The sequence below is a fragment of the Edwardsiella piscicida genome (assembly GCF_001896205.1).
Lineage (GTDB): Bacteria > Pseudomonadota > Gammaproteobacteria > Enterobacterales > Enterobacteriaceae > Edwardsiella > Edwardsiella piscicida.
In genome coordinates, this window is sequence record NZ_MPNU01000001.1 from 1389108 (window position 1) to 1413874 (window position 24767).

Below are 24767 nucleotides of genomic sequence, written 5' to 3' on the forward strand. Positions count from 1 at the left end.
TGTTACAATCCCGCCTGGTTTCATGATTCAACGCAAAACAACGATAGGGTTCTAATGGCTCAGACAAAAACTACCGTCCCCGACGCGGGACAAGGACCGGCGCTGCGCCGGGAGTTAAAAGCGCGGCACTTGTCGATGATCGCTATCGGCGGTTCTATTGGTACTGGGCTGTTTGTCGCATCGGGCGCTACGGTATCCCAGGCCGGCCCCGGCGGTGCGCTGTTGTCGTATATCATCATCGGGATGATGGTGTACTTCCTGATGACCAGCCTGGGTGAGCTGGCGGCGTTTATGCCGGTGTCAGGTTCGTTTTCTACCTACGGCTCACGCTACGTGGAAGAGGGCTTCGGCTTCGCGCTGGGCTGGAACTATTGGTATAACTGGGCGGTTACCATCGCCGTCGATCTGGTGGCCGCACAGCTGGTGATGGGCTACTGGTTTCCCGATATTCCCGGCTGGATCTGGAGCGCGCTGTTCCTGTGCCTGATTTTCCTGCTGAACTATATTTCGGTGAAGGGCTTTGGCGAGGCGGAGTACTGGTTCTCGCTGATCAAAGTCAGCACCGTGATCATCTTTATCGCCGTGGGGCTGATGATGATCGTCGGCATCATGAAGGGCGGCGACGGCGCCGGTTTCCATAACTGGACCGTCGGCGATGCGCCGTTTGCCGGGGGCTTTGCCTCGATGATCGGGGTGGCGATGATCGTCGGCTTCTCCTTCCAGGGCACCGAGCTTATCGGCATTGCCGCCGGGGAGTCGAAGGATCCGGGCAAAAATATTCCGATGGCGGTGCGTCAGGTCTTCTGGCGAATCCTGCTGTTCTATGTGTTTGCTATCCTGATCATCAGCCTGCTGATCCCCTATACCGACCCCAGCCTGCTGCGCAATGACGTGAAGGATATCTCCGTCAGCCCGTTCACCCTGGTGTTCAAGAATGCCGGCCTGCTGTCTGCGGCGGCGGTGATGAACGCGGTGATCCTGACGGCGGTGCTGTCGGCGGGTAACTCCGGGATGTATGCCTCGACGCGCATGCTGTACACCCTGGCGACAGAGGGTAAGGCGCCGCGCATTTTCGGTCGTCTGTCCAAGGGCGGCGTGCCGCGCAATGCGCTGTATGCCACCACGGTAGTCGCCGGCCTGTGCTTCCTGACCTCGATGTTCGGCAACCAGGAGGTCTACCTGTGGCTGCTGAACACCTCGGGGATGACCGGGTTTATCGCCTGGCTGGGGATCGCCATTAGCCACTACCGCTTCCGTCGCGGCTACGTGATGGCGGGACTCGACCTGAACGCGCTGCCGTATAAATCCGGCTTCTTCCCGCTGGGGCCGATCTTCGCCTTTGTGCTGTGCCTGATCATCACGCTGGGACAGAACTATGAGGCGTTCCTGGAGGATCGCATCGACTGGTACGGCGTGACCGCGACCTATATCGGCCTGCCGCTGTTCTTGATCATCTGGTTCGGCTATAAGCTGACGCAGGGAACCCGCTTTGTCCGCTATAGCGAGATGACCTTCCCGACGACCAAGATCGACTAAGCGACTTATCGCGAAAAAGCGCTCCGGGTGCCTGTGCCCCGGGGCGTTTTTTTGCGGTTTTTCCCGGGGGGCGCACCGCCGACGCGGGGACAATAAAAAACCCGCCGCAGCGGGTTGGGGGCGTGGAACGGACAGCGCGGGGTTACTTCACCTGCTGGCCCGGCAGGGCGCCGCTGTCAGGGCTGAGCAGGAAGATATCCTTCCCGCCTGGGCCTGCGGCCATCACCATGCCTTCGGATATGCCGAAGCGCATCTTACGCGGCGCCAGGTTGGCGACCATCACCGTCAGACGGCCGACCAGTGCCTGCGGATCAGGGTAGGCGCTGCGGATACCGGAGAAGACCTGGCGGGTTTCGCCGCCCAGATCCAGCTGCAGCTTCAGCAGCTTGTCGGAGCCTTCCACCCGATCGGCGCTGACGATTTGGGCGATGCGCATATCCACCTTGGCGAAGTCGTCGAAGGTGATGGTGTCCTGGATGGGATCGTCAGCCAGCGGGCCGCTGGCGGCGGGTTTCGCCGCGGCAGCGGCGGCGAGTTTGCCTTCTTCAATCATGGCGTCAACTTTACTCATTTCAATGCGGTTAAACAGGGCCTTGAACGGGTTTACCCGGTGGCCGAGCAGCGGTTCGGCGATAGCGTCCCAGCGCAGCTCTGCGTTGAGGAAGGCCTCGGTGCGCGCGCTCAGCGCTGGCAGCACCGGCTTGAGGTAGGTCATCAGCACGCGGAACAGATTGAGGCCCATGGAGCAGATGGCCTGCAGATCGGCATCGCGCCCCTCTTGCTTGGCAACCACCCACGGCGCCTGCTCATCGACATAGCGGTTGGCCAGATCGGCCAGGGCCATGATCTCGCGGATCGCCTTACCCGACTCGCGCGCCTCGTAGGCTTTGGCGATCTCTGCCGCCGCATCGACAAAGGTCTGGTACAGCGCCGGATCGGCCAGGGTATCGGAGAGCTGGCCGTCGAAGCGCTTGGTAATAAAGCCGGCGTTGCGCGAGGCCAGGTTGACCACCTTGTTGACGATATCGGCGTTGACGCGCTGAACAAAGTCCTCCAGGTTCAGGTCGATGTCGTCGATACGATCGGAGAGCTTGGCGGCATAGTAGTAGCGCAGGCAGTCCGGATCCAGATGATTCAGGTAGGTACGCGCCTGAATGAAGGTGCCTCGCGATTTGGACATCTTGGCACCGTTGACGGTGACGTAGCCGTGTACAAAGACGTTGCTCGGCTTACGGAAGCCGCTGCCTTCCAGCATGGCCGGCCAGAACAGGCTGTGGAAGTAGACGATGTCCTTGCCGATAAAGTGGTACAGCTCGGCGTCGCTCTCTTTACCCCAGTAATCATCAAAGTTCAGGTCGCCGCGCTTGTCGCACAGATTCTTGAATGACCCCATATAGCCGATGGGCGCATCCAGCCAGACGTAAAAATATTTGCCCGGCGCATCGGGGATCTCAAAGCCAAAGTAAGGCGCATCGCGGGTGATGTCCCACTGCTGCAGGCCGGACTCAAACCACTCCTGCATTTTATTGGCCACCTGCTCCTGCAGGGCGCCGGAGCGGGTCCACGCCTGCAGCATCGCGCCGAAGGATGGCAGATCGAAGAAGAAGTGCTCCGATTCACGCAGGATAGGCGTCGCGCCGGAGACCACGGACTTCGGGTTGATAAGCTCGGTGGGGCTGTAGGTGGCGCCGCACACTTCGCAGTTGTCGCCGTACTGATCGGCGGACTGGCACTTGGGACAGGTGCCCTTAACGAAACGGTCCGGCAGGAACATCCCCTTTTCCGGATCGTAGAGCTGAGAGATGGTGCGGTTCTTAATGAAGCCGTTCTCTTTCAGACGGGTATAGATCAGGCTCGCCAGCTGACGGTTCTCTTCACTGTGGGTCGAGTGATAGTTGTCATAGCTTATCTGGAAGTCGGCAAAATCCTGCTGATGCTCTTTGCTGACCTCGGCGATCATCTGCTCCGGCGCGATCCCCATCTGCTGGGCTTTCAGCATGATCGGCGTCCCGTGCGCATCATCGGCGCAGATAAAGTGCACCAGATTGCCGCGCATTCGCTGGTAACGCACCCACACGTCCGCCTGAATATGCTCAAGCATGTGGCCGAGGTGAATGGAGCCGTTAGCGTAAGGGAGCGCACAGGTCACCAGAATTTTGCGTGATCCTGTTGTATCAGTGACTGAAGCCATAGTGGATTTTGTATCTCTCGGTTAAACAATGGAAGGTAACCTCTGATGTTACCCGATTGCGCCGTCGGTCGCTAGGCCGCACCCCGCGATTCTGGCGCCGCGGGCGGCGTTGGCGGGCGGACAGCGCCTAAAATTCGGCGGCGGATCCACTGCGCGCTCGGCCATCAGTTCTGGTAGACTGAACGGGCGGTTTATAATAACGAAAGAAGGAGTCGGGATGAGCGATAAATCCCATGAGCAGTCCATGCCTGAAACGCTGTGCGCGCAGGTCGGCGCAATCCTTGATGGTTTTACCCACCCTACGCTGAATCATCCGCTGAGCGCGCTGAAAGCGCTGCACCACTGCGCCCTGCTGGATGGCGTCCTGCATATTGAACTGATGATGCCCTTTGCCTGGCAGAGCGGCTTTGATGCTCTGCAGGCCGGCGTTACGCCTGCGCTGCTGCAGCTACCGGGGGTGCAGCGCGTCGCCTGGCGTCTGGCGCACAATATTGCCACCCTGAAGCGGGCCAATGACCAGCCGGGGGTGAAGGGCGTACGTAATATCATCGCCGTCAGCTCGGGTAAGGGCGGGGTCGGCAAGTCCAGCACCGCGGTTAACCTGGCGCTGGCGCTGGCCGCCGAGGGCGCCCGGGTCGGTATTCTGGACGCCGATGTGTATGGCCCGTCGATTCCGACCATGCTGGGCACCGCCCATGAGCGTCCGACGTCGCCGGACGGACAGCATATGGCGCCGATCATGGCCCATGGCCTGGCCAGTAACTCTATCGGCTATCTGGTTACGGATGACAACGCCATGGTGTGGCGCGGTCCGATGGCCAGCAAGGCGCTGCTGCAGCTGCTGCAGGATACCCTGTGGCCGGATCTGGACTACCTGGTGCTGGATATGCCGCCGGGGACCGGTGACATTCAGCTGACGCTGGCGCAGAGCATCCCGGTAACCGGGGCGGTGGTGGTGACAACGCCGCAGGATATCGCGCTGCTGGATGCGATGAAGGGCATCGTGATGTTCGAGAAGGTGCACGTGCCGGTGCTGGGCGTCGTGGAGAACATGAGCATGCACATCTGTAGCCAGTGCGGCTTCCATGAGCCGATCTTCGGCACCGGCGGCGCGCAGAAGCTGGCGGAGAAGTACCATACCCGCCTGCTGGGGCAGCTGCCGCTGCATATTTCGCTGCGTGAGGATCTGGATCGCGGCGAGCCGACGGTCAGCAGTCGTCCTGACAGCGAATTCAGCGCCATCTACCGCCGACTGGCCGCCGACGTGGCCGCTCAGCTGTACTGGGGCGGCGAATCGATTCCGACCGAAATCGCCTTCCGCGCCGTATAAGCGTCGGGATTCAGCGTGTCATAACGGGCGCCGCTGCGGACGCCCGTTTTTTTTTTACCGCCGCTGCGGCGCCGATTGGACTGGCGTCCGCCGGGCAGACTCCCTATAATTGCCGCGTCTCAGGCACCGGTCATCCCGATCCTTTCGTGCCTTGCCCCGTCGAACACTTATACATACCAGGTCTTAACACATGACTGACAACACCCACCAGTGCGTCATTATTGGCATCACAGGCGCATCCGCCTCAGGCAAAAGCCTGATTGCCAGTACCCTCTACCGCGAACTGCGCGAGCAGGTCGGTGAGGCGCATATCGGTGTCATCCCGGAAGATAGCTACTATAAAGACCAGAGTCACCTGACCATGGAGGAGCGCGTCAAGACCAACTATGACCATCCGAGCGCCATGGATCACAACCTGCTGTTTCAGCACCTGCAGATGCTGAAACAGGGGAACGCCATCGAGCTGCCGCAGTACAGCTACGTTGAGCACACCCGTATTCAGGAGACCATTCACCTTGAGCCGAAGAAGGTGATCATCCTGGAAGGGATCCTGCTGCTGACCGATGCCCGTCTGCGCAACGAGCTGAACTTCTCCATCTTTGTCGATACGCCGCTGGATATCTGCCTGATGCGCCGCATGAAGCGTGACGTGAATGAGCGCGGGCGCTCCATGGAGTCGGTGATGGCCCAGTACCAGAAGACCGTACGCCCGATGTTCCTGCAGTTTATCGAGCCCTCCAAGCAGTACGCCGATATCATCGTGCCGCGCGGCGGTAAAAACCGCATCGCCATCGATATCCTCAAGGCGAAGATCAGCCAGTTCTTCGAATAAGCCCGCCGATGGCGCACCCGCCGCGGCTTTTGGCCGTCAGCGTGCGCCGTCCTGCGGCGCCAGCGATTCCAACGTTCCCTCCCGCGCGCGCGCATCGCGCGAGATCAGCACCACCGACGCGATGATCAGCAGCGTCCCCAGCCAGTCCAGCGCGCCAAAGGTGATCCCCAGCAGCAGCAGCGACAGCAGCGCGCTGCACAGCGGCTCGGCGCAGCTGAGAATACCGGCCTTGGCGCCGCCGATGATTTGTGCCCCCTTCAGATACAGGCTAAAGGTCAGCGCCGTACCGATGATGATCAGGTAGAAGGCGGCCAGCAGGGTGGCGTTGTCCATCCGTACCTGCGCGGTTTCGCCGGCGAAGAAGGGCATCAGCATCAGGCCGCCCAGCAGCATGCTCCAGCCGACGATCGGTAGGGTGCCAAAGCGGGCGATAAGCCCAGAGGGATAGGTGGTGTAGAAGGCGGAGGCAAAGGCGGAGGCGATCCCCCAGAACAGCGCGGCGCGTGAGATGGAGAGCGAGGTCGGATCGCCGTGGGTCACCAGTAAAAAGGTGCCTCCCAGCGAGGTGCCGATGGCCAGCATCACCAGCAGCCCCGGGCGCTGGCGTCTGACCGCGGCAAACCAGGCCACGATAATGGTCGGCGACAGAAACTGCAGAATGGTGGCGGTGGCGGCGTTGGCGCGCTCGATGGTCATCAGAAAGGTCAGCTGCACCATGATGGCGCCCAGCAGCGTGAACCAGAGCAGGCTGACAATGTCCTGACGCCGACGCAGCGGTGCGAACACCCGGTCACCGTTCAGCAAAGAGACCACCAGCAGGATCACCCCGGAAAAGGTCAGGCGAAACATGGTCAGCCATTGGGCGGAGAGCCCGGTTTTTTGCAAAATATACTGTGCGCAGACGCCGGAGCTGCCCCACAGCGCGGCGGCGACCAACACATATCCCATTCCCTGACGCAGACTTCCCATCGCACGCTCCCTGTACGCGTTGCTATATCCGCCATGATGTTAATGGTTTATCCCACGACGGCAAAGCCCATCGCCCGATTTTTTACGGTGCATCCCTGGGCGCCAAGGGGGCAATGTCTCTGAATCATTTCGGAAAAAGAGGGGGATCGGGTAAGATATTCTCATCTGCAGCCGTGCTGCGTGGCGATGAGACGGAGAAGAACTATCATGAGACTGTGTGACCGCGATATAGAGGCATGGCTGGATGACGGCAGGCTGAGCATTACCCCGCGTCCGCCTCAGGAACGCATTAGCGGCGCCACCGTGGACGTGCGTCTGGGGAACCGGTTTCGCGTCTTTCAGGGACATACGGCGGCCTATATCGATCTGAGCGGCCCCAAGCAAGAGGTCGCCGAGGCCCTGGAGCGGGTGATGAGCGATGAGATCCAGCTGGGGGAGGATGAGGCCTTTTTCCTGCACCCGGGTGAGCTGGCGCTGGCTGTCACCTATGAATCCGTCACGCTGCCGGACGATCTGGTCGGCTGGCTGGACGGACGCTCCTCGCTGGCGCGCCTGGGGCTGATGGTCCACGTTACGGCCCATCGCATCGATCCCGGCTGGCAGGGCTGCATCGTGCTGGAATTTTTTAACTCCGGTAAGCTGCCGCTGGCGCTGCGCCCGGGGATGCTGATCGGTGCGCTGAGCTTTGAACCGCTTTCCGCCCCGGCGGCGCGTCCCTATAATCGCCGAGAGGATGCCAAGTACAAAGGGCAGCAGGGCGCGGTAGCCAGCCGAATCGATAAAGACTGAGCCGCCGACCGTAACGGACGACCAAGACTGAGGATGGCATGAGACGACTTCTCACCACATTAATGATCCTGCTGGTGGTGGTGACGGCGGGCATCAGCGCGCTGCTGCTGTTGATCAATCCCAATGACTTCCGGGTCTACATGATCAAGCAGGTGCAGCAGCGTACCGGCTATGTACTGACGCTGGACGGCGATCTGCGCTGGCGCGTCTGGCCGCAGCTGAGCATCCTCTCCGATCGTATGTCGCTGCGTGCAGACGGCGCCGCCCAGCCGGTGATCGCGGCCGATAACATGCGCCTTGACGTGCGTCTGTGGCCGCTGCTCTCGCATCAGCTGGAGGTGCGCCGGGTGATGCTGAAGGGGGCGGTGATCCGCCTGACGCCGGACAGCGAGCCGACGCCGCTGCCGAATGCGCCGCGTTCGCCGGCGGTGCGCAGCGAACCCATCAGCGATATGGCATGGCGTTTGAACATTCATCAGGTGAAGGTTGAGGACAGCCTGGTGATCTGGCAGGCCCCCGACGGAGAGCCCATCAACCTGCGCGATATTGAGCTGAATATCCAGCAGGATGCGACCCGCCATGCCAGCGTCGACTTTTCCAGCCGTATCAACCGCGATCAGCGCGATCTGCAGCTTAGCCTACAGGCGGACGTCGATCTGAGCCGCTATCCCCAGCAGTACCGGGCGCGGGTCGATCACCTGGAGTACCGCTACAGCGGCGCCGGGCTGCCGTCGGCGGGAATTGCCGGGCAGGGCAGCATGACCCTGAGCTATAGCGCGGCGCCGGCCGCCGTGACCCTGAGCGATCTGACGCTGAGCGCCAATGACAGCCAGCTGCGCGGTGAGATCCAGGGGACGCTGGCCGCCATTCCTGAATATCGGGTAACGCTGCAGGCGGATAACCTGAACTGGGACGGCCTGAGCGGCTGGCAGGCGCAAAGCGCGGATACCGCCAACGCCGATGCCGGCAATACGCCGCCGCCGCCGCCGGTGGTGTCGCAGGTGGCGGCACCGGAGAGCAGCGACGAGATGGCGTTCCTGCGTGATTTTAGCGCCTGGCTGAATATTCAGGCTAAGCGAGCGACCTACCACGGCATGACCATAGAGGGATTCTCCCTGCAGGCCAACAACCGTCGGGGGACGGGAACGCTGGAGAGCCTGAGCGGTCGCCTGGGGGCGGGGGACTTCGCCATCAGCGGCACGCTGCAAAGTCGGCCGGGCCAGGCGGTACAGGTTACGCTTGACCCCCGACTGCGCCAGATCAGCCTGGCGCCGCTGCTCAAGGCGCTGGCGCTGCCGGCGTTTATCGACGGCTCACTGTCGCTCAGCGGCCATCTGCAGGGTGAGGGGCTTTCCATTGTCAGCCTGCAGCGGCGCTGGCAGGGCGCGCTCTCCCTGGCGATAGATAATGCCCGGCTGGAGGGAATGAACATCGCCCAGCTGATCCAGCAGGCCGTGGTGCGCGATCGGCGCGATATACAGGCAGGGGAGAGCGTGGACACCTTTACCACCTTCCAGAGCCTGAAGGCGGAGGCGGCGCTGCGCAGCGGTCTTCTCACCCTGAACTCGCTGAATGGGCGGTCACCGCTGCTGGATCTCGGCGGCAGCGGCAGCGTCGATCTGGCGGCCCAGCGCTGTGATATCAATCTGGGCGTCCGGGTCTTGCAGGGCTGGCGCGGTCACGGCACCCTGATCGATTCGCTGCAGAAGACGTCAATTCCACTGCATATCTACGGCGACTGGCAGCAGCTTAACTATCAGATGGATGTCGATAAAGCGCTGCGCGGCTCGCTGGAGCAGCAGGCGCGCGATGCGCTGAAGCAGTGGCTGCAGAAGCGCCGCGAATAACGCTCTCCTCTCGCCGAACCTCCGCGTAGCCCGACGACGCGGAGGTTCGGCGGGATAAAAATATACCTGCATCACACTCTCCCCGTACGCCGCGTCGTCACATCGGAAAAACTTGACCAATATCAGTAAAATAATCTTATCATTTGGGCACAGTGCGGTAGTTTTGACCGTGTTAAAAGGAATTGACAATTAATAAAGGCAGAAACAATGCCTGTCTGGGGTGTGGCTAAGCCCGCCTGTCTATCTGTTGAGGAAGAATATGCTTGAGCTACTGATTGGGGTCGTGGTCGCCGTTGGCGTCGGGCGTTACATTATTAAAGGATACTCCCCCACCGGGGTACTGATGACCGGCGGCCTGCTGCTGCTGATCATCAGCGCGCTGATGGGGCACGATGTCCTGCCCGCCAGCGCAAAGTCGACCGGCTGGCGCGCGACCGATATCGTTGAGTATGTCAAAGTTCTGCTGATGAGCCGCGGCGGCGACCTCGGCATGATGATCATGATGCTGTGCGGCTTTGCCGCCTATATGACCCATATCGGCGCTAACGATATGGTGGTCAAGCTGGCCTCACGCCCGCTGCGCTACATCAACTCGCCTTATATTTTGATGATTGCGGCCTACTTTGTCGCCTGCCTGATGTCGCTGGCCGTTTCGTCAGCCACCGGGCTGGGGGTACTGCTGATGGCGACCCTGTTCCCGGTGATGGTCAACGTGGGGATCAGCCGCGGTGCGGCGGCCGCTATCTGTGCCTCGCCGGCGGCGATCATCCTGGCGCCGACCTCCGGCGACGTGGTGCTGGCCGCGAAGGCGTCTGAAATGCCGCTGATCGACTTTGCCTTTAAAACAACCCTGCCCATCTCTATCACCGCCATCGTCTGCATGGCGATTGCCCACTATTTCTGGCAGCGTTACCTGGATAACAAGGAGCAGGCGCAGCACGAGATGCTGGATGTCAGCGAGATCACCACTACGGCGCCGTCGTTTTACGCCATTCTGCCCTTTACGCCGATCATCGGCGTGCTGGTGTTCGACGGCAAGTGGGGGCCGCATCTGCATATCATCAGCGTCTTGGTTATCTGCATGCTGCTGGCATCGGTGATTGAGTTTCTGCGCAGCTTCGACGCTAAAAAGGTCTATAGCGGGCTGGAGGTGGCCTACCGCGGGATGGCGGATGCCTTTGCCAGCGTGGTGATGCTGTTGGTGGCGGCCGGGGTCTTTGCCCAGGGGCTGAGCACCGTCGGCTTTATCAGCAGCCTGATCGAGCTGGCGCAGTCCTTCGGCACCGGCGGCATCATCATGATGCTGGTGCTGGTGGTGATCACCATGCTGGCGGCGATGACCACTGGCTCCGGCAACGCGCCGTTCTACGCCTTTGTCGAACTGATCCCCAAGCTGTCTGGCCAGATGGGCATCAACCCAGCCTACCTGACCATTCCGATGCTGCAGGCTTCCAACCTGGGCCGCACCCTGTCACCGGTCTCCGGCGTGGTGGTCGCCGTCTCCGGGATGGCCAAGATCTCCCCCTTTGAGGTGGTGAAACGCACCTCTGTACCGGTACTGGTCGGCCTGGTGGTGGTGATCGTCGCCACCGAGTTTATGGTGCCGCTACACCGCTAAGGGCATACCAGACGTGAGAGGGCAGGCCGAGTGGCCTGCCTTTTTTGTCTCTAGAACTCCTTGATAGTGTAGGAGATCGTGCTTGGTACACATCAAGGATGTGAAGGGTGGGCGGTTCAAAAGTCATGCCGATACAATCCCGCGTTACAGCGGTGGTGTGCGATTGGTATCGTAGAAATAATTGTGTGATAAAACATCAAACGGCCTTAAAAATAGAAATACGATATGTTTTGACTTGTCTCGGTTGCTGTTACGTATAAAAATTGGTACGGCACTTCACCGTTGGTGAGGTGCCATGGCAGAGAAGAGAGACTGCACAGATGTTGTAAATGAGTGTTTTCTTGTAACTTGTTGTTTTGTAATTAATTGCTGCAGTAAGGTATGAGTGTAAACGCAACAGGAACGTCGTTACAGAGTAGTCAGTGCATTGGTAGCTGTAGAGCCAAGGGCGGTAGCGTAGATATGTGTTTATTTCTTTAGTAATTAAAATTACTTTTCTATAACAAAATATCCAGTTTAAGCGATTAAATTATGTCCCTTTTAAGGAAAAATATAATATATCTACTTATTTTACAAGGAAGTAGTTATGTAGTCCCGTTGCTCACAATTCCATACTTGACGAGAACGTTAGGGCTATATGAGTTCGGTATATATGGTCTAGTATTGAATATTTCACAGTACTGTGTTTTGTTTGTCGATTTTGGTTTTAACTTTACATCAACAAAAAAAATAGCGCAAAACCAAGGTGATGCTAATTATATTTCTCATGTTTTTTGGACTACAATATATACAAAATTGATGCTTTGTGTATTGATTAGTTCGGTCATACTATTTCTCGTTTACTTTCAGTCTAATGGAATATTTAAGCCTCAGTTGGTTTATATTTTAATCATGCTTGTTGGCACCGTTATCATGCCAGTGTGGTACTTTCAAGGAATTGAGGAGTTATCCTCAGTGACGAAGGTAACTTTGTTCGCGAGATTAATTACGTTACCCTTGTTTTTTATATTCGTTCAGGGGGCAGAGGATGTCTCTGCAGCCGTTATTATTCAATCGGCAACCGGTTTTATCGGTGGAGCTATAGCATGCCTGATTATCTATAAATCAAAAAAAATAAAGTTCGTCTCTGTAAGTCTTAATGATATTATTCTAACCATAAAAGATAGCTATAGTGTTTTTGTAGCTATGATATCAATAAATCTTTATACAATAAGCAGTGGTATTATCATCGCCGCAGTTAGTACTATCGATCAAGTGAGTATATATACTGCAGCAGATAGAATTAAAGGGGCTGTATTAGGTGTTTTCCTTATATTGGGGAATGCATTCTATCCTAGATTGAGTAATTTATTTATTACGAGCAGACGTGATGCTTTCTTGTTAGTCAAGAGGATCTTAGTTTTTCAGGGAGGATCCGCATTATTTATTGGTGTTGTAATGGCTATTTTTTCTGGGCCACTCTCAACATTAATTTATGGCGATAAATATGAAATGGTGTCAACATTATTTGTAATATATTCTCCGATATATTTGTTGGTTTTAACAGCAACGGTTTTTGGTAATTATATTTTATTACCCTGTGGGTATAAAAAAGAATATACGATCATGCCAATTGTTTGTGTGATTATCCATTTGCCATTATGTTATTTCCTGGCTAAAACATATGGAGCAATAGGTGCCTCGCTATCGGTTGTTTTTGTTGAAATCATTGCTTTGTTTTTACTCTCTTTTGTTTTGTATAAAAAGGGATTGATGAGAGAGATAATCGGTAAAGTATGAAATTACTGTCTATAATTATTCCTGTGTATAATACAAGTATGTATTTGCATGCTTGCCTTGATTCAGTATTCAATCAATATGATGAGTCTCTTGAGGTGATTATTGTTAATGATGGCTCTACAGATAAATCTATTGATATTATAAATGAGTATGAAGAAAAATATCGGTTTGTAAATATCAATAAGGCTAATGGAGGGTTGTCTAGTGCAAGAAATAGTGGTTTATCAGTCGCTAGCGGTAAATATATTGCATTTTTAGATTCAGATGATATGTGGACTGATGGTATTTACGATGTCATCAAAGGGAAGCTATTAAGGCATAATCCAGATTGCTTATCATTTTCGTATATATCGGTTGATACCGATGGCGATCCTATTTCAGCTCAGGAGGGAATAGGTAACATCTCAGCACAAGAAGACGATTTTATTTTAAATAATCCTATTAGTGTTTTTAAAAAGTCAGACTGGTTCGCCTGGCGTTTTATTTATAAAAAAACATTATTTTCCCATGTTTGCTTTGATGAAGGCCGTCGGTTTGAAGATCAACTGATTATCCCAATATTAATAGCGCGGTCAAAAAAAATAATTGATACTCGGGTGCCGATAATTAAATATAGGAAAAATAGTTCAGGGATAACCTCTAATTTAAGGTTGAGTGATCTAAATGATAGCGAGTTTGGTATCCTAAGATATATTCGGATATATTATCTTGCTAAGAGTAAGAAACAATGGGCAATATTATTATCGAACTTATATATTTCACATGTATCTAAATGTGCAAGGCTATATCATGAAGATGCTATTTTAGCTAAAGAGTCTTGCTTTTATATTAGTAGGATCATTCCATCGAGAGTTTTTGCTGCTGGAGAAATAAAACCTCTCTTATATTATGTTTTCAGGAAAACTCTCTTTGCCAGATTAACTAAGGCTGTAGAAAAAGAAGTTTTCAAAATAAATAAAACCAGTTAATGGGATAACTTGCTAATGGTCAACAACAATAATAAGAGATTTGTTTTTTTTCAGCTTATTATTTATGTATTAATGATTCCAGTTTTGTTTTTTCTGTTTTTTCAACACGATGGTAGTGAATTAAGGCTATTGGAGCTTGCTTTACCATTATTTATTATTTGTATATTTATATCGAACTTTGTTTGTAAGATATATATCAACTCAACTTATTGTTTGTTTTTGATTGCATTCTCATTGTTTATCTGTGGCAGGTTTTTTATTGCTTTCATTGGCGGCGATGTCAATGTATTTAGCATGAACTTCTTTGTTAATTATACGCTAAATGATTATGATGCAGTAACATTAACTTTATATATTTTTGTTTTTTTATGCTCTATGGATTTTGGCTACAAAATAGCGTTTTTTAGTAATTTATCGTTTAAACCTATCGCATTAGATGATCAATGGATGCGGCGCCTTTGCAATGTTGCACTCTTATTAAGCCCGTTATTTCTCATCGAACTCATGTCGACAGTTTTAGATGCTATTAGAGGTGGGTATTTAGCATCTAAACTCTGGCAGGATAAGGCATATAGTCTTCCATTAAGTAGTCTGGCCCAAACTATTTTTGCTATTGGCTTTTCCTATGCGATAGTTGTTGGATATAGGAAAAAATGGTTTGTTGGGATATATATAACAACTATTATTTGCTCTACCGTTATTGGTGCCCGAGGGCCATTGTTAGTTAGCCTTCTTCTTTTGGTCTGGTTGATTGGGCGAAATGGTGCTAAAAATTTAGGCGTGCTTAGGTTTTTAACCATTTCATTAATCAGTGTAATTTTACTATCTGCCTTTATACAAATAATGTCATATCGAGGCAGTGGAAGTTTCTCTGATTTTTCATTAGTGAAATTTTTATCTACCTTCCTTTTTAATCAGGGTGTATCACTAATGGTGTTTGACCTATCAACTAAGGTTAGTAATTACCCAATATTAAGCTATTTTCAGACTATTTTTCCAGGGGCTAGTGCTATAACTTCTATCTTTATACCTGTTGAATATTATATGACTGGTTTTCAACACTATATGGCTAAGACGCTAGATGAAAGTCTGTTTGCTAGAGGGTTTGGATTAGATTGGACATTGATGAGTGATTTCTATGTTTTTGGTGGTAGAAATATTTTAGGTTTTTCACTCTTGGCTTTTAGCTTTGGACTTTTGCTTTCTACTTTACAAAATGCTTCTAAGAATCTATTTTGGCTTGTTTTATTGACTGCGATCTTTACGCGCCTAGTATTTTTACCAAGATCCTCGCTGGTTATAATATCGCCGTTCTGTTTTTATTTTTTATTTTTTGTTTTTTTAATGCCAAAGATTAAGCTTGGCATTAAAAAATAATCAGATGGAACTTTTTACTCTTATGCTTACAGTATTCACTCCAACATTTAATCGAGCAAAAACCCTACGTCGTTGCTATGAAAGCATTCTTCATCAAGGATATGATGATATAGAATGGATTATTGTTGATGATGGTTCAACTGATAATACAAAAGATATTGTGAGTGATTTCATTAAGGATGGGGAAATTCACATTAACTATATTTATCAAAATAACGCTGGGAAACAGTCAGCATGGAATAGAGCAATAAAAGAGGCGCGAGGGGAGTTTTTTATCGGTCTGGATTCTGATGATGAGTTAGTACCTTCTGCGCTGCTAAAGATAAAACCATATGTTAAATTGCTAGATGAAAGACAAGATTTAATAGGACTGCGTTGTTTGGCTATTCGAAAGTCAACGGGCAAACCTGATAGTTTATTTCAGGTTGGCGGAGATGGCATTGCCAGTTGGTATGATGAATTCGCCAGTGGTATTTCTGGTGAAAGAATTGATGTGTTTAAAACCAAAATTATTTCGGAATTCCCATATCCAGTTGTTGATGGGGTAAAGTTTATTCCTGAAATTTGGTTCTATTCGCTTGTGTCAAAGAAATATAAATTCATATATTTGGATGAGCCTTTTAGTATTTTTCATGATCAGGCGGTGGTAGGCCGTCTTAGCAAAAGCTCTTTTTCTATGAATGCTCGAGGCCATTTTATTTCAAGAACTGCGATGTTAAAATATATCCCTATAAGATGCTTTATAAAAAATCCGATAGGTTTTATAAAAACGGTTGTCCGATATTTTCAGGCTATTTTATACTGTATCTTAAAGAGATGTAAAATATGAGGAATATATGCTTTTTTGTTGGGGATATTAGTCGATCAGGTGGCACTGAACGGGTGACTAGCGTCCTGGCGAATTTTTTGGCAGTAAATGGATACCAGGTATCTATCCTTAGTTTGCAGTGTGGTCAGAAGAGCTTTTTCCCTTTAAATAGTAATGTATCTGTTTGTAATATATTCGATGATGCCGGTCGAGGAATTACTCGCTTGCCTTCGGTTATTTTATTTTTGCGTTCTTTTGTAAAGAAAAAAAATATAGATGTATTTATAAATGTTGAGTCTATGCTTTCCATTTATTCTATTCCTGCTTTTATATATTTACGTGTTAGAAATATTTGCTGGGAGCATTTTAATTATAAGATTGATCTTGGGAAGAAGGTTAGACGAGTTGCTAGGATATTAGCCGCCTGTTTTGCCGATGACATAATAACGTTGACGGAGAGAGATAAAAAATTCTGGCTTGATAAATGCTTCTGCAAAGCAAAAGTGAACAGAATCTATAACCCAGTACCATTCAGTCTTGCAAGCGATGTTGACATAAGAAAAAAGAAAATCATGTTGGCCGTTGGTCGACTAACTTATCAAAAAGGTTTTGATTTATTACTCAAGTCTTGGTCTATATTCTGTTTGAAACGACAAGATTGGATGTTGCGTATCGTCGGTAGCGGTGAGGATGAGGAAGAATTAAAAAAAACATGTAATTCATTAGGGATTTCTAAATTTGTTGAGTTTTATTCAAACACAAATAATGTGATTGAACATTATTCAATTAGTGCGTTTTATGTAATGACTTCTAGATTTGAAGGCTTCCCTATGGTCTTGTTAGAGGCGCAAGAAATGGGCTTGCCAATTATTGCATTTGACTGCGATACAGGACCTAGTGAAATTGTTATTGAAAATAAAACCGGCTGGTTAATCGATAATAATGATGTTTCTGGATTTTCCGATAAAGTTGAATATGCTGCAAGTGTCTATGATGATGATAAATTATATAATGAAATGGTAACTTGCTCCATTGATAATGCAAGGAAGTATCATTTGGATAATATTGGTAAAAAATGGATGAGACTGTTAAATGATTGAGCTCAATCAGAATAATGTTCATAGAATTTGTTTTGTTATCACAGGACTTGGTATGGGAGGGGCTGAAAAACAAGTTTGTGATTTGGCTGATAAGCTCTCTTTGCGTGGAGTGAACGTTATTGTTATTAGTCTCGCCGATAGGGTGGTGGTGCAACCTTTATTGAAAGATGTAAGAGTCTATTCAATAAATATGAAAAAAAATATATTTGGTTTTATTCGTGCGCTATGGTGTGCTAGGAGGATAATTAAAGATTTTAACCCTCAGATTGTTCATAGTCATATGTACCATGCTAATTTATTCTCTCGTTTTCTTCGTATGCTTGACCCATCCTTTAAATTGATTTGTACCGCTCATAATACGAATGAAGGGGGGCGGTGGCGAATGTTGTCCTATCGTTTAACAGATTGGCTTGCTTCAATATCTACTAATGTCAGCCAAGAGGCTGTAACATCTTTTGAGCAGGCTAATGCAGTAAAAAAAGGGAGGATGATACTTATGTATAATGGAGTTAACACTGATAAATATAAATATTCGGAAAGTGAAAGAGTAAATAAAAGACGTGAGTTGTTTCTGTCTAATGATGACGTGTTAATACTTGCCGTAGGCCGACTGACTGAAGCTAAAAATTATAAAAACTTGCTGTCGGCTTTTTCAAAAATCAAATGTGAAGGCCGTTCCTTAGTGTTAGCTATTGCAGGTATTGGGGAGGATAAGGCGTCATTAGCACAATTAGCCATCGAATTAGGCATTGAGAGTAGTGTCCGTTGGCTCGGGTTAAGATATGATGTGGCAGAGTTGATGTCTGCAATGGACATATATGTAATGTCGTCTTCATGGGAGGGGATGCCTTTGGTTTTGTGTGAAGCGATGAGTTGCGGTGGTATCGTAGTCTCTACGGATTGTGGTGGGACAAAAGAAATTGTTGGTGATGCTGGGTTTCTTGTTCCAAAAGCTGATTCTACGCTTTTAGCTAATGCATTAAAATCAGCAATAGAGTTGACGCCAGAGCAGAGAGCAATAATTTCAGATAAGGCCAGAGATCGTATTTTAACACGGTATTCATTATGTGCAGTGTCCGATGAGTGGATGCAGTTATATAATAAGGTAGTATGATTGCACTCATAATGTTATGTTATTTTGATTCGGTGACCTATTCGTGAATATACTATTAATAACAAACACTGCTGCATCAATATTTAACTTTAGGCTGAGGTTGATTGAGCGGCTGATTCATGATGGGCATATTGTTTACTTATTGCTGCCAAAAACAGATGCATCTAGAATATCAGAACTTAATCAGTTGGGTATTCATGTTGTTTTTTATGAATTGAATCGTAGTAGCGTCAATCCATTTCAAGCAGTGGTGACCATATGCTCTATGATTAAAAAAATAAAAGAGATCAACCCTGACATTGCGTTTTCTTTTTTTCCAAAACCTGTCATTTTTGGTACATTGGCTGCGCATTATGCAGGGGTAAAATGTAATTACTCGATGTTAGAAGGCTTAGGGTATTGTTTTACTCGACGGTTAGAAGCCGACTCGCTAAAGAAGAAAATATTAAGACACTCTCAGGTTTTATTGTATAAATTAGCATTGCCTCATTCTCGCTGTGTTATTTTCTTAAATGATGATGATAGGCGAGAAATTATTATTGATAATAATGTTAGAGTTAAATGCACCTATGTTATAGGCGGGATTGGTGTTGATTTGAATAAGTTTTCGTATCAACCTCTCCCTCGTGAAATTCGCTTTACAATGGTCTCTAGATTGTTAATCGATAAAGGTGTTAGAGAGTATGTTAAGGCGGCAAATTATGTGCGCGAAATATACTCTAACGTAAAGTTCGATTTTGTGGGTGGAATCGATGATAATCTTGGTGGTGTAAGTAAAACAGAATTAAAAAGCTGGATTGATGAAGGCCATGTTAACTTTAGAGGTGTGTCAAATAATATACATGAAGTTTTGACAGAAACGAGTGTTTTTGTATTGCCGTCATATAGGGAAGGAGTTCCACGAAGTACTCAGGAGGCTATGGCTATTGGCCGTCCAATTATTACTACGAATGTGCCAGGCTGTAAAGAGACGGTAATAGATGGCGTTAATGGTTTCCTCGTTCCTCCATGGAATGCTCAGGCTTTGGCTGAAAAGATGATCTATTTTATAGAGAATCAGAGTGAAATTGAACGAATGGGAAAAGAAAGTCGTATTCTAGCAGAAAGAAAATTTGATGAAGATGTTTTCTGCGATAAGCTTATTAAGATACTTCTTGGTTAGGATTAATTCTAATGACCACACTTAAAGCCGTGATCCCTGTCGCCGGACTGGGGATGAAGATGTTGCCAGCGACTAAGGCCATCCCGAAAGAGATGCTGCCCATCGTCGATAAGCCGTTGATTCAAAAAGTAGTACACGAATGTGTTCAGGCGGGGGTGAAAGAGATCATCCTGGTGACCCACTCCTCTAAGAATGCCATCGAGAACCACTTCGATACGTCTTTTGAGCTGGAGGCGCTGCTTGAGGCGCGCGTCAAGCGTCAGCTGTTGGATGAGGTGCGTTCCATCTGTCCGCCGGGGGTGACTATTAACAGCGTGCGTCAGCATAAGCCGCTGGGGCTGGGGCATGCCATCCTCTGCGCCCGTCCTCTGGTCGGGGAGCATCCCTTTATTGTCGCGCTGCCGGATATCTGGCTAGACACCAGCACCTTCGATCCCGCTAGCCAGAACCTGGCGGCGATGGTCAAGCGCTTCGAAGAGAGTGGCCGCAGTCAGGTCTTGGTGCAGCCGATGCCGCTAGAAGTGCTGCCGGAGTACTCGGTGATCAACTGTGCCGATGCGGTGTTGGAGCCGGGGCAGAGCGCCCGTATGACCTCGATTGTAGAAAAACCCGAGGACGCCGAGAAATACCAGTCTGACCTGTCCGCGGTCGGGCGCTATGTTTTGTCTGCTGCTATCTGGCCAATCTTGGCCGCCACCGGCTTTGGCGCCTGGGAGCGCATCCAGCTCTCCGATGCTATCGCCACCCTGCTGCAGCACCGTCCGGTTGAGGCCTATCGCCAGGTCGGGCGGTCCTATGACTGCGGTGAGAAATTGGGGTATGCTGAAGCCTTTGTCGCCGGTGGGTTGAGTCACTCTCAGCAGGGAGAGGCCTTTACCACCTGGCTGCGGGATTTGCAGACGCGAATTGATTGATTCAGGGTATTTAGCATGGCAATTTTAGTGACCGGCGGCGCCGGTTATATCGGTTCTCATACGGTGCTGGCGCTGCTGTCCCGCGGGGATGAAGTGGTGGTACTGGATAACTTTGTTAACGCCTCTGCGCAGGCGTTGACGCGAGTGGCGCAGATTTGCGATCGGCAGCCTCACGTGTACCGCGGCGATGTGCGCGATCGGACGATTTTGCAGCAAATTTTTGCCCAGCACGTTATTAGCGATGTGATCCACTTCGCCGGTCTCAAGGCCGTGGGGGAATCGGTAGAAAAACCGCTGGAGTACTACGATAATAATGTTAGCGGTACGCTGGTACTGCTAGAGGAGATGCGTCGAGCCGGCGTGCAGGGCTTTATTTTTAGCTCTTCTGCGACGGTGTATGGCGATCCCGAGTCAGTGCCGTTGACGGAGAACAGCCGTACCGGCGGGACGACCAACCCCTATGGTACCTCCAAGCTGATGGTTGAGCAGATCCTACAGGACGTATCCCGCGCTAGACCTGAGATGCGTATTACCGCGTTGCGCTACTTCAACCCGGTAGGGGCTCATCCGTCGGGGCTTATCGGTGAAGATCCTAACGGCATCCCTAATAACCTGATCCCCTATGTTGCGCAGGTGGCAGTAGGGAAACTGGCCTGCCTGTCCATCTTTGGTAATGATTATTCTACCCACGACGGCACCGGAGTGCGTGACTATATTCACGTGATGGATCTGGCCACGGGTCACCTGGCCGCGCTCGATCGTCGCGATGAGGGGGCCAGCTACAAAGTGTATAACCTGGGAACCGGGGTAGGATATTCCGTTTTGGATATCGTTGCCGCATTTGAGAGGTGCTCTGGGGTTACTATACCTTATCGCTTTGCGCCGCGTCGCGCCGGTGATATTGCCGAATGCTGGTCCGATCCAGCGCTGGCGGCGCGGGAGCTCGGCTGGTGCGCGCAGTACGATCTGGATCAGATGATGCGTGACACCTGGCGCTGGCAGCAGAGCAACCCGAATGGGTATCAAGATTAATTTTATTAACACAAAGGCATGTGATGAAGATTGCGATTAGCGGTACGGGCTACGTCGGCCTGTCCAACGGAATTTTGCTGGCTCAGCATCATGAGGTCGTCGCCCTGGATATCGTGGCGGAAAAGGTCGAGATGCTTAACCGGCGTCAGTCACCGATCGTGGATAAGGAGATCCAAGAGTACCTCACTCACCGGTCCCTGAACTTCCGTGCGACGCTGGACAAGGAAGAGGCGTACCGCGGCGCAGATTTTGTCATCATTGCGACGCCGACTGACTATGATCCCAAGAGCAACTACTTTAACACCGCCAGCGTAGAGGCGGTGATCTGTGATGTGCTGGCGATCAATCCGGCGGCGGTGATGATCATCAAGTCGACCATTCCCGTCGGATTCACTCAGCAGCTGCGTGAGCGCCTGGGGATCGATAACCTGATCTTTTCGCCGGAGTTTCTGCGCGAGGGGCGGGCTCTGTATGACAACCTGCACCCGTCGCGTATCGTGGTCGGTGAGCGCTCCGCGCGCGCGGAGCGCTTTGCTGCGCTGCTGCAGGAGGGGGCGATTAAGCAGAATATCCCGACCCTGCTGACTGATTCGACGGAGGCAGAGGCGATCAAGCTGTTTGCCAACACTTACCTGGCGATGCGGGTCGCCTATTTTAACGAGCTGGATAGCTATGCTGAGGCGCTGGGGCTCAACAGCCGTCAGATCATTGAGGGGGTTAGCCTCGATCCGCGTATCGGCAACCACTATAACAATCCTTCGTTTGGCTACGGCGGCTACTGTCTGCCGAAGGATACCAAGCAGCTCTTGGCCAACTACTCCTCGGTGCCCAATAACCTGATCCAGGCGATTGTTGAGGCCAACCGTACGCGTAAAGACTTTATCGCCGACTCGATTATTGCGCGTAATCCGCAGGTGGTGGGTGTGTACCGGCTGATCATGAAGAGCGGTTCGGATAACTTCCGCGCCTCCTCGATTCAGGGGATCATGAAGCGTATCAAGGCCAAGGGGATTAAAGTGGTGATCTTTGAGCCAGTGATGAAAGAGGATAGCTTCTTCCACTCCGAGGTGATCCGTGACCTGGAGCAGTTCAAGGCGATGTCGGATGTGATCATCTCGAACCGCATGGCGCCGGAGCTGGATGATGTGGCGGACAAGGTCTACACCCGCGATATCTTTGGCAATGACTAACCATTACCGGCAAATTTTGTAAGACAATATTGGCTGGCGAGGTTAGCATAATGTCCATTGGATCGTACTGACTAACACCTGCCTCCAACGCGCGCCCTAGGGCGTGCGTGTCGTTTCAGCCGGGGGGAGATTTTTACAGGATAATTTATGCGTGTTTTAGTAACTGGCTGCGCCGGCTTTATCGGTGCCAATCTCTGTGGCCGTCTGCTGGCGGCGGGGCATCAGGTCGAGGGCATCGACAACCTGAACGACTATTACGATGTGTCGCTCAAGCAGGCGCGTTTAGCGCCGCTTCAGGCCGATGCTAACTTCACCTACCATCCGATCGATATCGCCGACAGCGCGGCCATGGCGGCGCTGTTTAGTGTCGCTCACTTTGATCGTGTGGTTCACCTGGCAGCGCAGGCGGGGGTTCGTTACTCGCTGACTAACCCGCTGAGCTATGCCCAGAGTAACCTGCTGGGACACGTCAACGTGCTGGAGGGCTGCCGTCATGGTAAGGTGGGTCACCTGGTCTACGCCTCTTCCAGCTCCGTGTATGGGCTGAACAACAAGGTCCCGTTTTCGACCGCCGATCGCGTCGACCACCCGATTTCCCTGTATGCCGCCACCAAGAAGTCCAATGAACTGATGGCGCACTCCTACTCCCATCTGTACGGACTGCCGACCACCGGTCTGCGCTTCTTCACGGTCTATGGGCCGTGGGGGCGCCCGGATATGGCGCTGTTCAAGTTCACCAAGAATATGCTGGAAGGCAAGCCTATCGACATCTACAACCATGGCGATATGCAGCGTGACTTTACCTATATCGACGATATCGTCGAAGGGGTGCTGCGTATTATGGAGGTTGTGCCGCAGCCGAATGCCGACTGGCGGGTCGAGCAGGGGTCGCCGGCCGCCAGCTCCGCGCCATACCGTATCTATAATATCGGTCACGGTAGCCCGGTACGCCTGATGGACTACATCACGGCGCTGGAGGAGGCTCTGGGGATCGAGGCGTTGAAGCATTTTATGCCGATGCAGCCGGGGGATGTTTACCAGACCTATGCTGATACCGAGGATCTGTTCGCGGTGACCGGCTATCGCCCGCAGATGGGGGTGAAGGCGGGGGTACAGGCTTTCGTAAATTGGTATCGTGACTATTATAACGCTTAAAACAGTTCACTTTTACAACAAAGTTTGTTACGTTTTAACCGTAGCTATGATAAATAGCTACGGTTTTTTTATATTTTCTTGTTTTAACATTAATATGTGAGATTTCTCTGTGGATCTGTATATTTGTTTGACACCACTCCAAACGCTGATTGCGGAAAAAATAAAGCAAAAAAAGATGCTGATGCACAGCTATTTTATTTTTTCGCTAAAGATAATGAGGTGAATCGAAAATATTATGCTGACTTAGGTAAGCATATGGTAGAATCCCGGGCTTTCTTTGCACCGTTGAAAGTGAAAACCTTTATCGATATTTATCGATTTGTGAAAAACAAATCATTTGATACTATTTATTTTGCCAATATCGATCATCCATTTATACATTATGTTCTCTCCTATGGTAACTTTAAAAGAATAGAGACGTTTGATGATGGGACAGTCAATATAAGCTATAACGGAAGATATTATAATGATGTGGCGCAGAAACGATGGAAGTTAGTCGTTCATACGCTATTAAGACGGAAGTTTGATAAGCATAGGATCTTGAATGAATCATGCTTGCATCATACGATCTATAAAGATCGCAAGAATATTATTCAAAATACCCAGTTGGTAAATTTGTTTAATATAGATGATAGTAATCATATTGTTAGCAATGGCGAAGTATCACTCTTTCTTGGTGGAATATATAGCGAGATGCTTAGCGGAAAAAATCATGTCGCTAAGCTAGAAAAAAGCATTCTTGAATTTTTAGAAAAAAATAATAACACTTATTATATCCCACACCCTAGAGAGCGTGTGATGTTATTTAATGGTTTTTTTCTGCCGAGTGAATATGACAATATCATCGCAGAGCATGTCATTATTTCGTTATGTAAAAAATACGCAAAGATCAATGTGTATGGAATAGCGAGTAGTGTACAGTTTAATATGTTCGATATGCCAAAGGTGAATTGTATTGCCGTGAAAGCAAAACATATCGATGCCGTTACCTCTGAAAATATAGCAAAGTTGATGGCAATGGGATCTCCATGCATCGAGATTTAGTGCAATAAAAAG

General features: G+C 50.5%; 20 protein-coding genes. 18 read left to right on the forward strand and 2 right to left on the reverse strand.

The window, feature by feature from the left end; genetic code table 11:
- The first annotated feature begins 54 nt into the window (after positions 1-54).
- Complete coding sequence (locus BRD58_RS06300; protein WP_034168009.1) at positions 55-1536, forward strand: amino acid permease; 1482 nt, start codon at positions 55-57, stop codon at positions 1534-1536.
- A 142-nt stretch (positions 1537-1678) separates the two neighbouring features.
- On the opposite strand, the gene metG is transcribed toward BRD58_RS06300, so the two are convergent.
- A complete protein-coding gene (gene metG / locus BRD58_RS06305) occupies positions 1679-3727 on the reverse strand; it encodes a methionine--tRNA ligase (protein ID WP_069578393.1) in 2049 nt (682 codons plus the stop codon).
- A 217-nt stretch (positions 3728-3944) separates the two neighbouring features.
- Between metG and apbC the strand changes: the two genes are divergently transcribed.
- Both apbC and udk read left to right on the forward strand, forming a co-directional pair.
- Positions 3945-5057, forward strand: coding sequence for an iron-sulfur cluster carrier protein ApbC (gene apbC, locus BRD58_RS06310; protein ID WP_012848048.1), 1113 nt, complete (start codon positions 3945-3947; stop codon positions 5055-5057).
- 190 nt (positions 5058-5247) lie between these two features.
- Complete coding sequence (gene udk / locus BRD58_RS06315; protein WP_012848049.1) at positions 5248-5889, forward strand: uridine kinase; 642 nt, start codon at positions 5248-5250, stop codon at positions 5887-5889.
- 36 nt (positions 5890-5925) lie between these two features.
- Here udk and BRD58_RS06320 read toward each other — a convergent pair whose 3' ends face one another.
- Positions 5926-6858, reverse strand: coding sequence for an EamA family transporter (locus tag BRD58_RS06320; RefSeq protein WP_041692726.1), 933 nt, complete (start codon positions 6856-6858; stop codon positions 5926-5928).
- Positions 6859-7065: 207 nt separating this feature from the next.
- Between BRD58_RS06320 and dcd the strand changes: the two genes are divergently transcribed.
- The 15 genes from dcd to BRD58_RS06395 all read left to right on the forward strand — a co-directional run bounded on the left by dcd (position 7066) and on the right by BRD58_RS06395 (position 24755).
- On the forward strand, positions 7066-7647 hold the full coding sequence (gene dcd / locus BRD58_RS06325) for a dCTP deaminase (protein WP_012848051.1): 582 nt from the start codon (positions 7066-7068) through the stop codon (positions 7645-7647).
- 38 nt (positions 7648-7685) lie between these two features.
- The gene (asmA, locus tag BRD58_RS06330) at positions 7686-9494 is read left to right on the forward strand and encodes an outer membrane assembly protein AsmA (RefSeq protein WP_073381986.1); all 1809 of its coding nucleotides are present in this window, start codon (positions 7686-7688) and stop codon (positions 9492-9494) included.
- Positions 9495-9753: 259 nt separating this feature from the next.
- Complete coding sequence (gene dcuC / locus BRD58_RS06335) at positions 9754-11112, forward strand: anaerobic C4-dicarboxylate transporter DcuC (protein ID WP_012848053.1); 1359 nt, start codon at positions 9754-9756, stop codon at positions 11110-11112.
- 531 nt (positions 11113-11643) lie between these two features.
- Positions 11644-12891, forward strand: coding sequence for an oligosaccharide flippase family protein (locus BRD58_RS06340; RefSeq protein WP_071818508.1), 1248 nt, complete (start codon positions 11644-11646; stop codon positions 12889-12891).
- Positions 12888-13859: a glycosyltransferase family 2 protein gene (locus BRD58_RS06345; protein ID WP_069578395.1), complete on the forward strand. Its 972-nt coding sequence runs from the start codon at positions 12888-12890 to the stop codon at positions 13857-13859. The genes BRD58_RS06340 and BRD58_RS06345 overlap by 4 nt, the downstream gene beginning before the upstream one ends.
- A 15-nt stretch (positions 13860-13874) precedes the next feature.
- The gene (gene wzy / locus BRD58_RS06350) at positions 13875-15236 is read left to right on the forward strand and encodes an O-antigen polysaccharide polymerase Wzy (RefSeq protein WP_012848056.1); all 1362 of its coding nucleotides are present in this window, start codon (positions 13875-13877) and stop codon (positions 15234-15236) included.
- Entirely contained in the window at positions 15220-16065 is an 846-nt protein-coding gene (locus tag BRD58_RS06355; protein WP_236721578.1) for a glycosyltransferase family A protein, read from the forward strand. The genes wzy and BRD58_RS06355 overlap by 17 nt, the downstream gene beginning before the upstream one ends.
- Positions 16062-17144: a glycosyltransferase family 4 protein gene (locus BRD58_RS06360; protein WP_071890265.1), complete on the forward strand. Its 1083-nt coding sequence runs from the start codon at positions 16062-16064 to the stop codon at positions 17142-17144. Before BRD58_RS06355 ends, BRD58_RS06360 begins: the two co-directional genes overlap by 4 nt.
- On the forward strand, positions 17137-18258 hold the full coding sequence (locus tag BRD58_RS06365; protein WP_012848059.1) for a glycosyltransferase: 1122 nt from the start codon (positions 17137-17139) through the stop codon (positions 18256-18258). The genes BRD58_RS06360 and BRD58_RS06365 overlap by 8 nt, the downstream gene beginning before the upstream one ends.
- Positions 18259-18301: 43 nt before the next feature.
- Complete coding sequence (locus tag BRD58_RS06370; RefSeq protein WP_069578398.1) at positions 18302-19420, forward strand: glycosyltransferase family 4 protein; 1119 nt, start codon at positions 18302-18304, stop codon at positions 19418-19420.
- Between the two features lie 11 nt (positions 19421-19431).
- Entirely contained in the window at positions 19432-20334 is a 903-nt protein-coding gene (locus BRD58_RS06375) for a sugar phosphate nucleotidyltransferase (protein WP_069578400.1), read from the forward strand.
- Positions 20335-20349: 15 nt separating this feature from the next.
- A complete protein-coding gene (gene galE / locus BRD58_RS06380; RefSeq protein WP_015461230.1) occupies positions 20350-21366 on the forward strand; it encodes a UDP-glucose 4-epimerase GalE in 1017 nt (338 codons plus the stop codon).
- A gap of 23 nt (positions 21367-21389) precedes the next feature.
- Positions 21390-22556, forward strand: a complete 1167-nt coding sequence (gene ugd, locus BRD58_RS06385) for a UDP-glucose 6-dehydrogenase (RefSeq protein ID WP_012848063.1) — start codon at positions 21390-21392, stop codon at positions 22554-22556.
- A gap of 147 nt (positions 22557-22703) precedes the next feature.
- Positions 22704-23711 carry an NAD-dependent epimerase gene (locus BRD58_RS06390; protein WP_015461231.1) on the forward strand — a complete coding sequence of 336 codons (1008 nt, stop codon included), beginning with the start codon at positions 22704-22706 and terminating at the stop codon, positions 23709-23711.
- Positions 23712-23834: 123 nt separating this feature from the next.
- A complete protein-coding gene (locus BRD58_RS06395; protein ID WP_173790607.1) occupies positions 23835-24755 on the forward strand; it encodes a glycosyltransferase family 52 in 921 nt (306 codons plus the stop codon).
- Positions 24756-24767 lie beyond the last annotated feature (12 nt).

What these genes read in the sequence shown, in the direction of transcription:
- BRD58_RS06300 (WP_034168009.1), top strand. Translation starts at nt 55, where the DNA reads ATGGCTCAGACAAAAACTACCGTCCCCGACGCGGGACAAGGACCGGCG.
- metG (WP_069578393.1), bottom strand. Translation starts at nt 3,727, where the DNA reads ATGGCTTCAGTCACTGATACAACAGGATCACGCAAAATTCTGGTGACC.
- apbC (WP_012848048.1), top strand. Translation starts at nt 3,945, where the DNA reads ATGAGCGATAAATCCCATGAGCAGTCCATGCCTGAAACGCTGTGCGCG.
- udk (WP_012848049.1), top strand. Translation starts at nt 5,248, where the DNA reads ATGACTGACAACACCCACCAGTGCGTCATTATTGGCATCACAGGCGCA.
- BRD58_RS06320 (WP_041692726.1), bottom strand. Translation starts at nt 6,858, where the DNA reads ATGGGAAGTCTGCGTCAGGGAATGGGATATGTGTTGGTCGCCGCCGCG.
- dcd (WP_012848051.1), top strand. Translation starts at nt 7,066, where the DNA reads ATGAGACTGTGTGACCGCGATATAGAGGCATGGCTGGATGACGGCAGG.
- asmA (WP_073381986.1), top strand. Translation starts at nt 7,686, where the DNA reads ATGAGACGACTTCTCACCACATTAATGATCCTGCTGGTGGTGGTGACG.
- dcuC (WP_012848053.1), top strand. Translation starts at nt 9,754, where the DNA reads ATGCTTGAGCTACTGATTGGGGTCGTGGTCGCCGTTGGCGTCGGGCGT.
- BRD58_RS06340 (WP_071818508.1), top strand. Translation starts at nt 11,644, where the DNA reads ATGTCCCTTTTAAGGAAAAATATAATATATCTACTTATTTTACAAGGA.
- BRD58_RS06345 (WP_069578395.1), top strand. Translation starts at nt 12,888, where the DNA reads ATGAAATTACTGTCTATAATTATTCCTGTGTATAATACAAGTATGTAT.
- wzy (WP_012848056.1), top strand. Translation starts at nt 13,875, where the DNA reads ATGGTCAACAACAATAATAAGAGATTTGTTTTTTTTCAGCTTATTATT.
- BRD58_RS06360 (WP_071890265.1), top strand. Translation starts at nt 16,062, where the DNA reads ATGAGGAATATATGCTTTTTTGTTGGGGATATTAGTCGATCAGGTGGC.
- BRD58_RS06365 (WP_012848059.1), top strand. Translation starts at nt 17,137, where the DNA reads ATGATTGAGCTCAATCAGAATAATGTTCATAGAATTTGTTTTGTTATC.
- BRD58_RS06375 (WP_069578400.1), top strand. Translation starts at nt 19,432, where the DNA reads ATGACCACACTTAAAGCCGTGATCCCTGTCGCCGGACTGGGGATGAAG.
- galE (WP_015461230.1), top strand. Translation starts at nt 20,350, where the DNA reads ATGGCAATTTTAGTGACCGGCGGCGCCGGTTATATCGGTTCTCATACG.
- ugd (WP_012848063.1), top strand. Translation starts at nt 21,390, where the DNA reads ATGAAGATTGCGATTAGCGGTACGGGCTACGTCGGCCTGTCCAACGGA.
- BRD58_RS06390 (WP_015461231.1), top strand. Translation starts at nt 22,704, where the DNA reads ATGCGTGTTTTAGTAACTGGCTGCGCCGGCTTTATCGGTGCCAATCTC.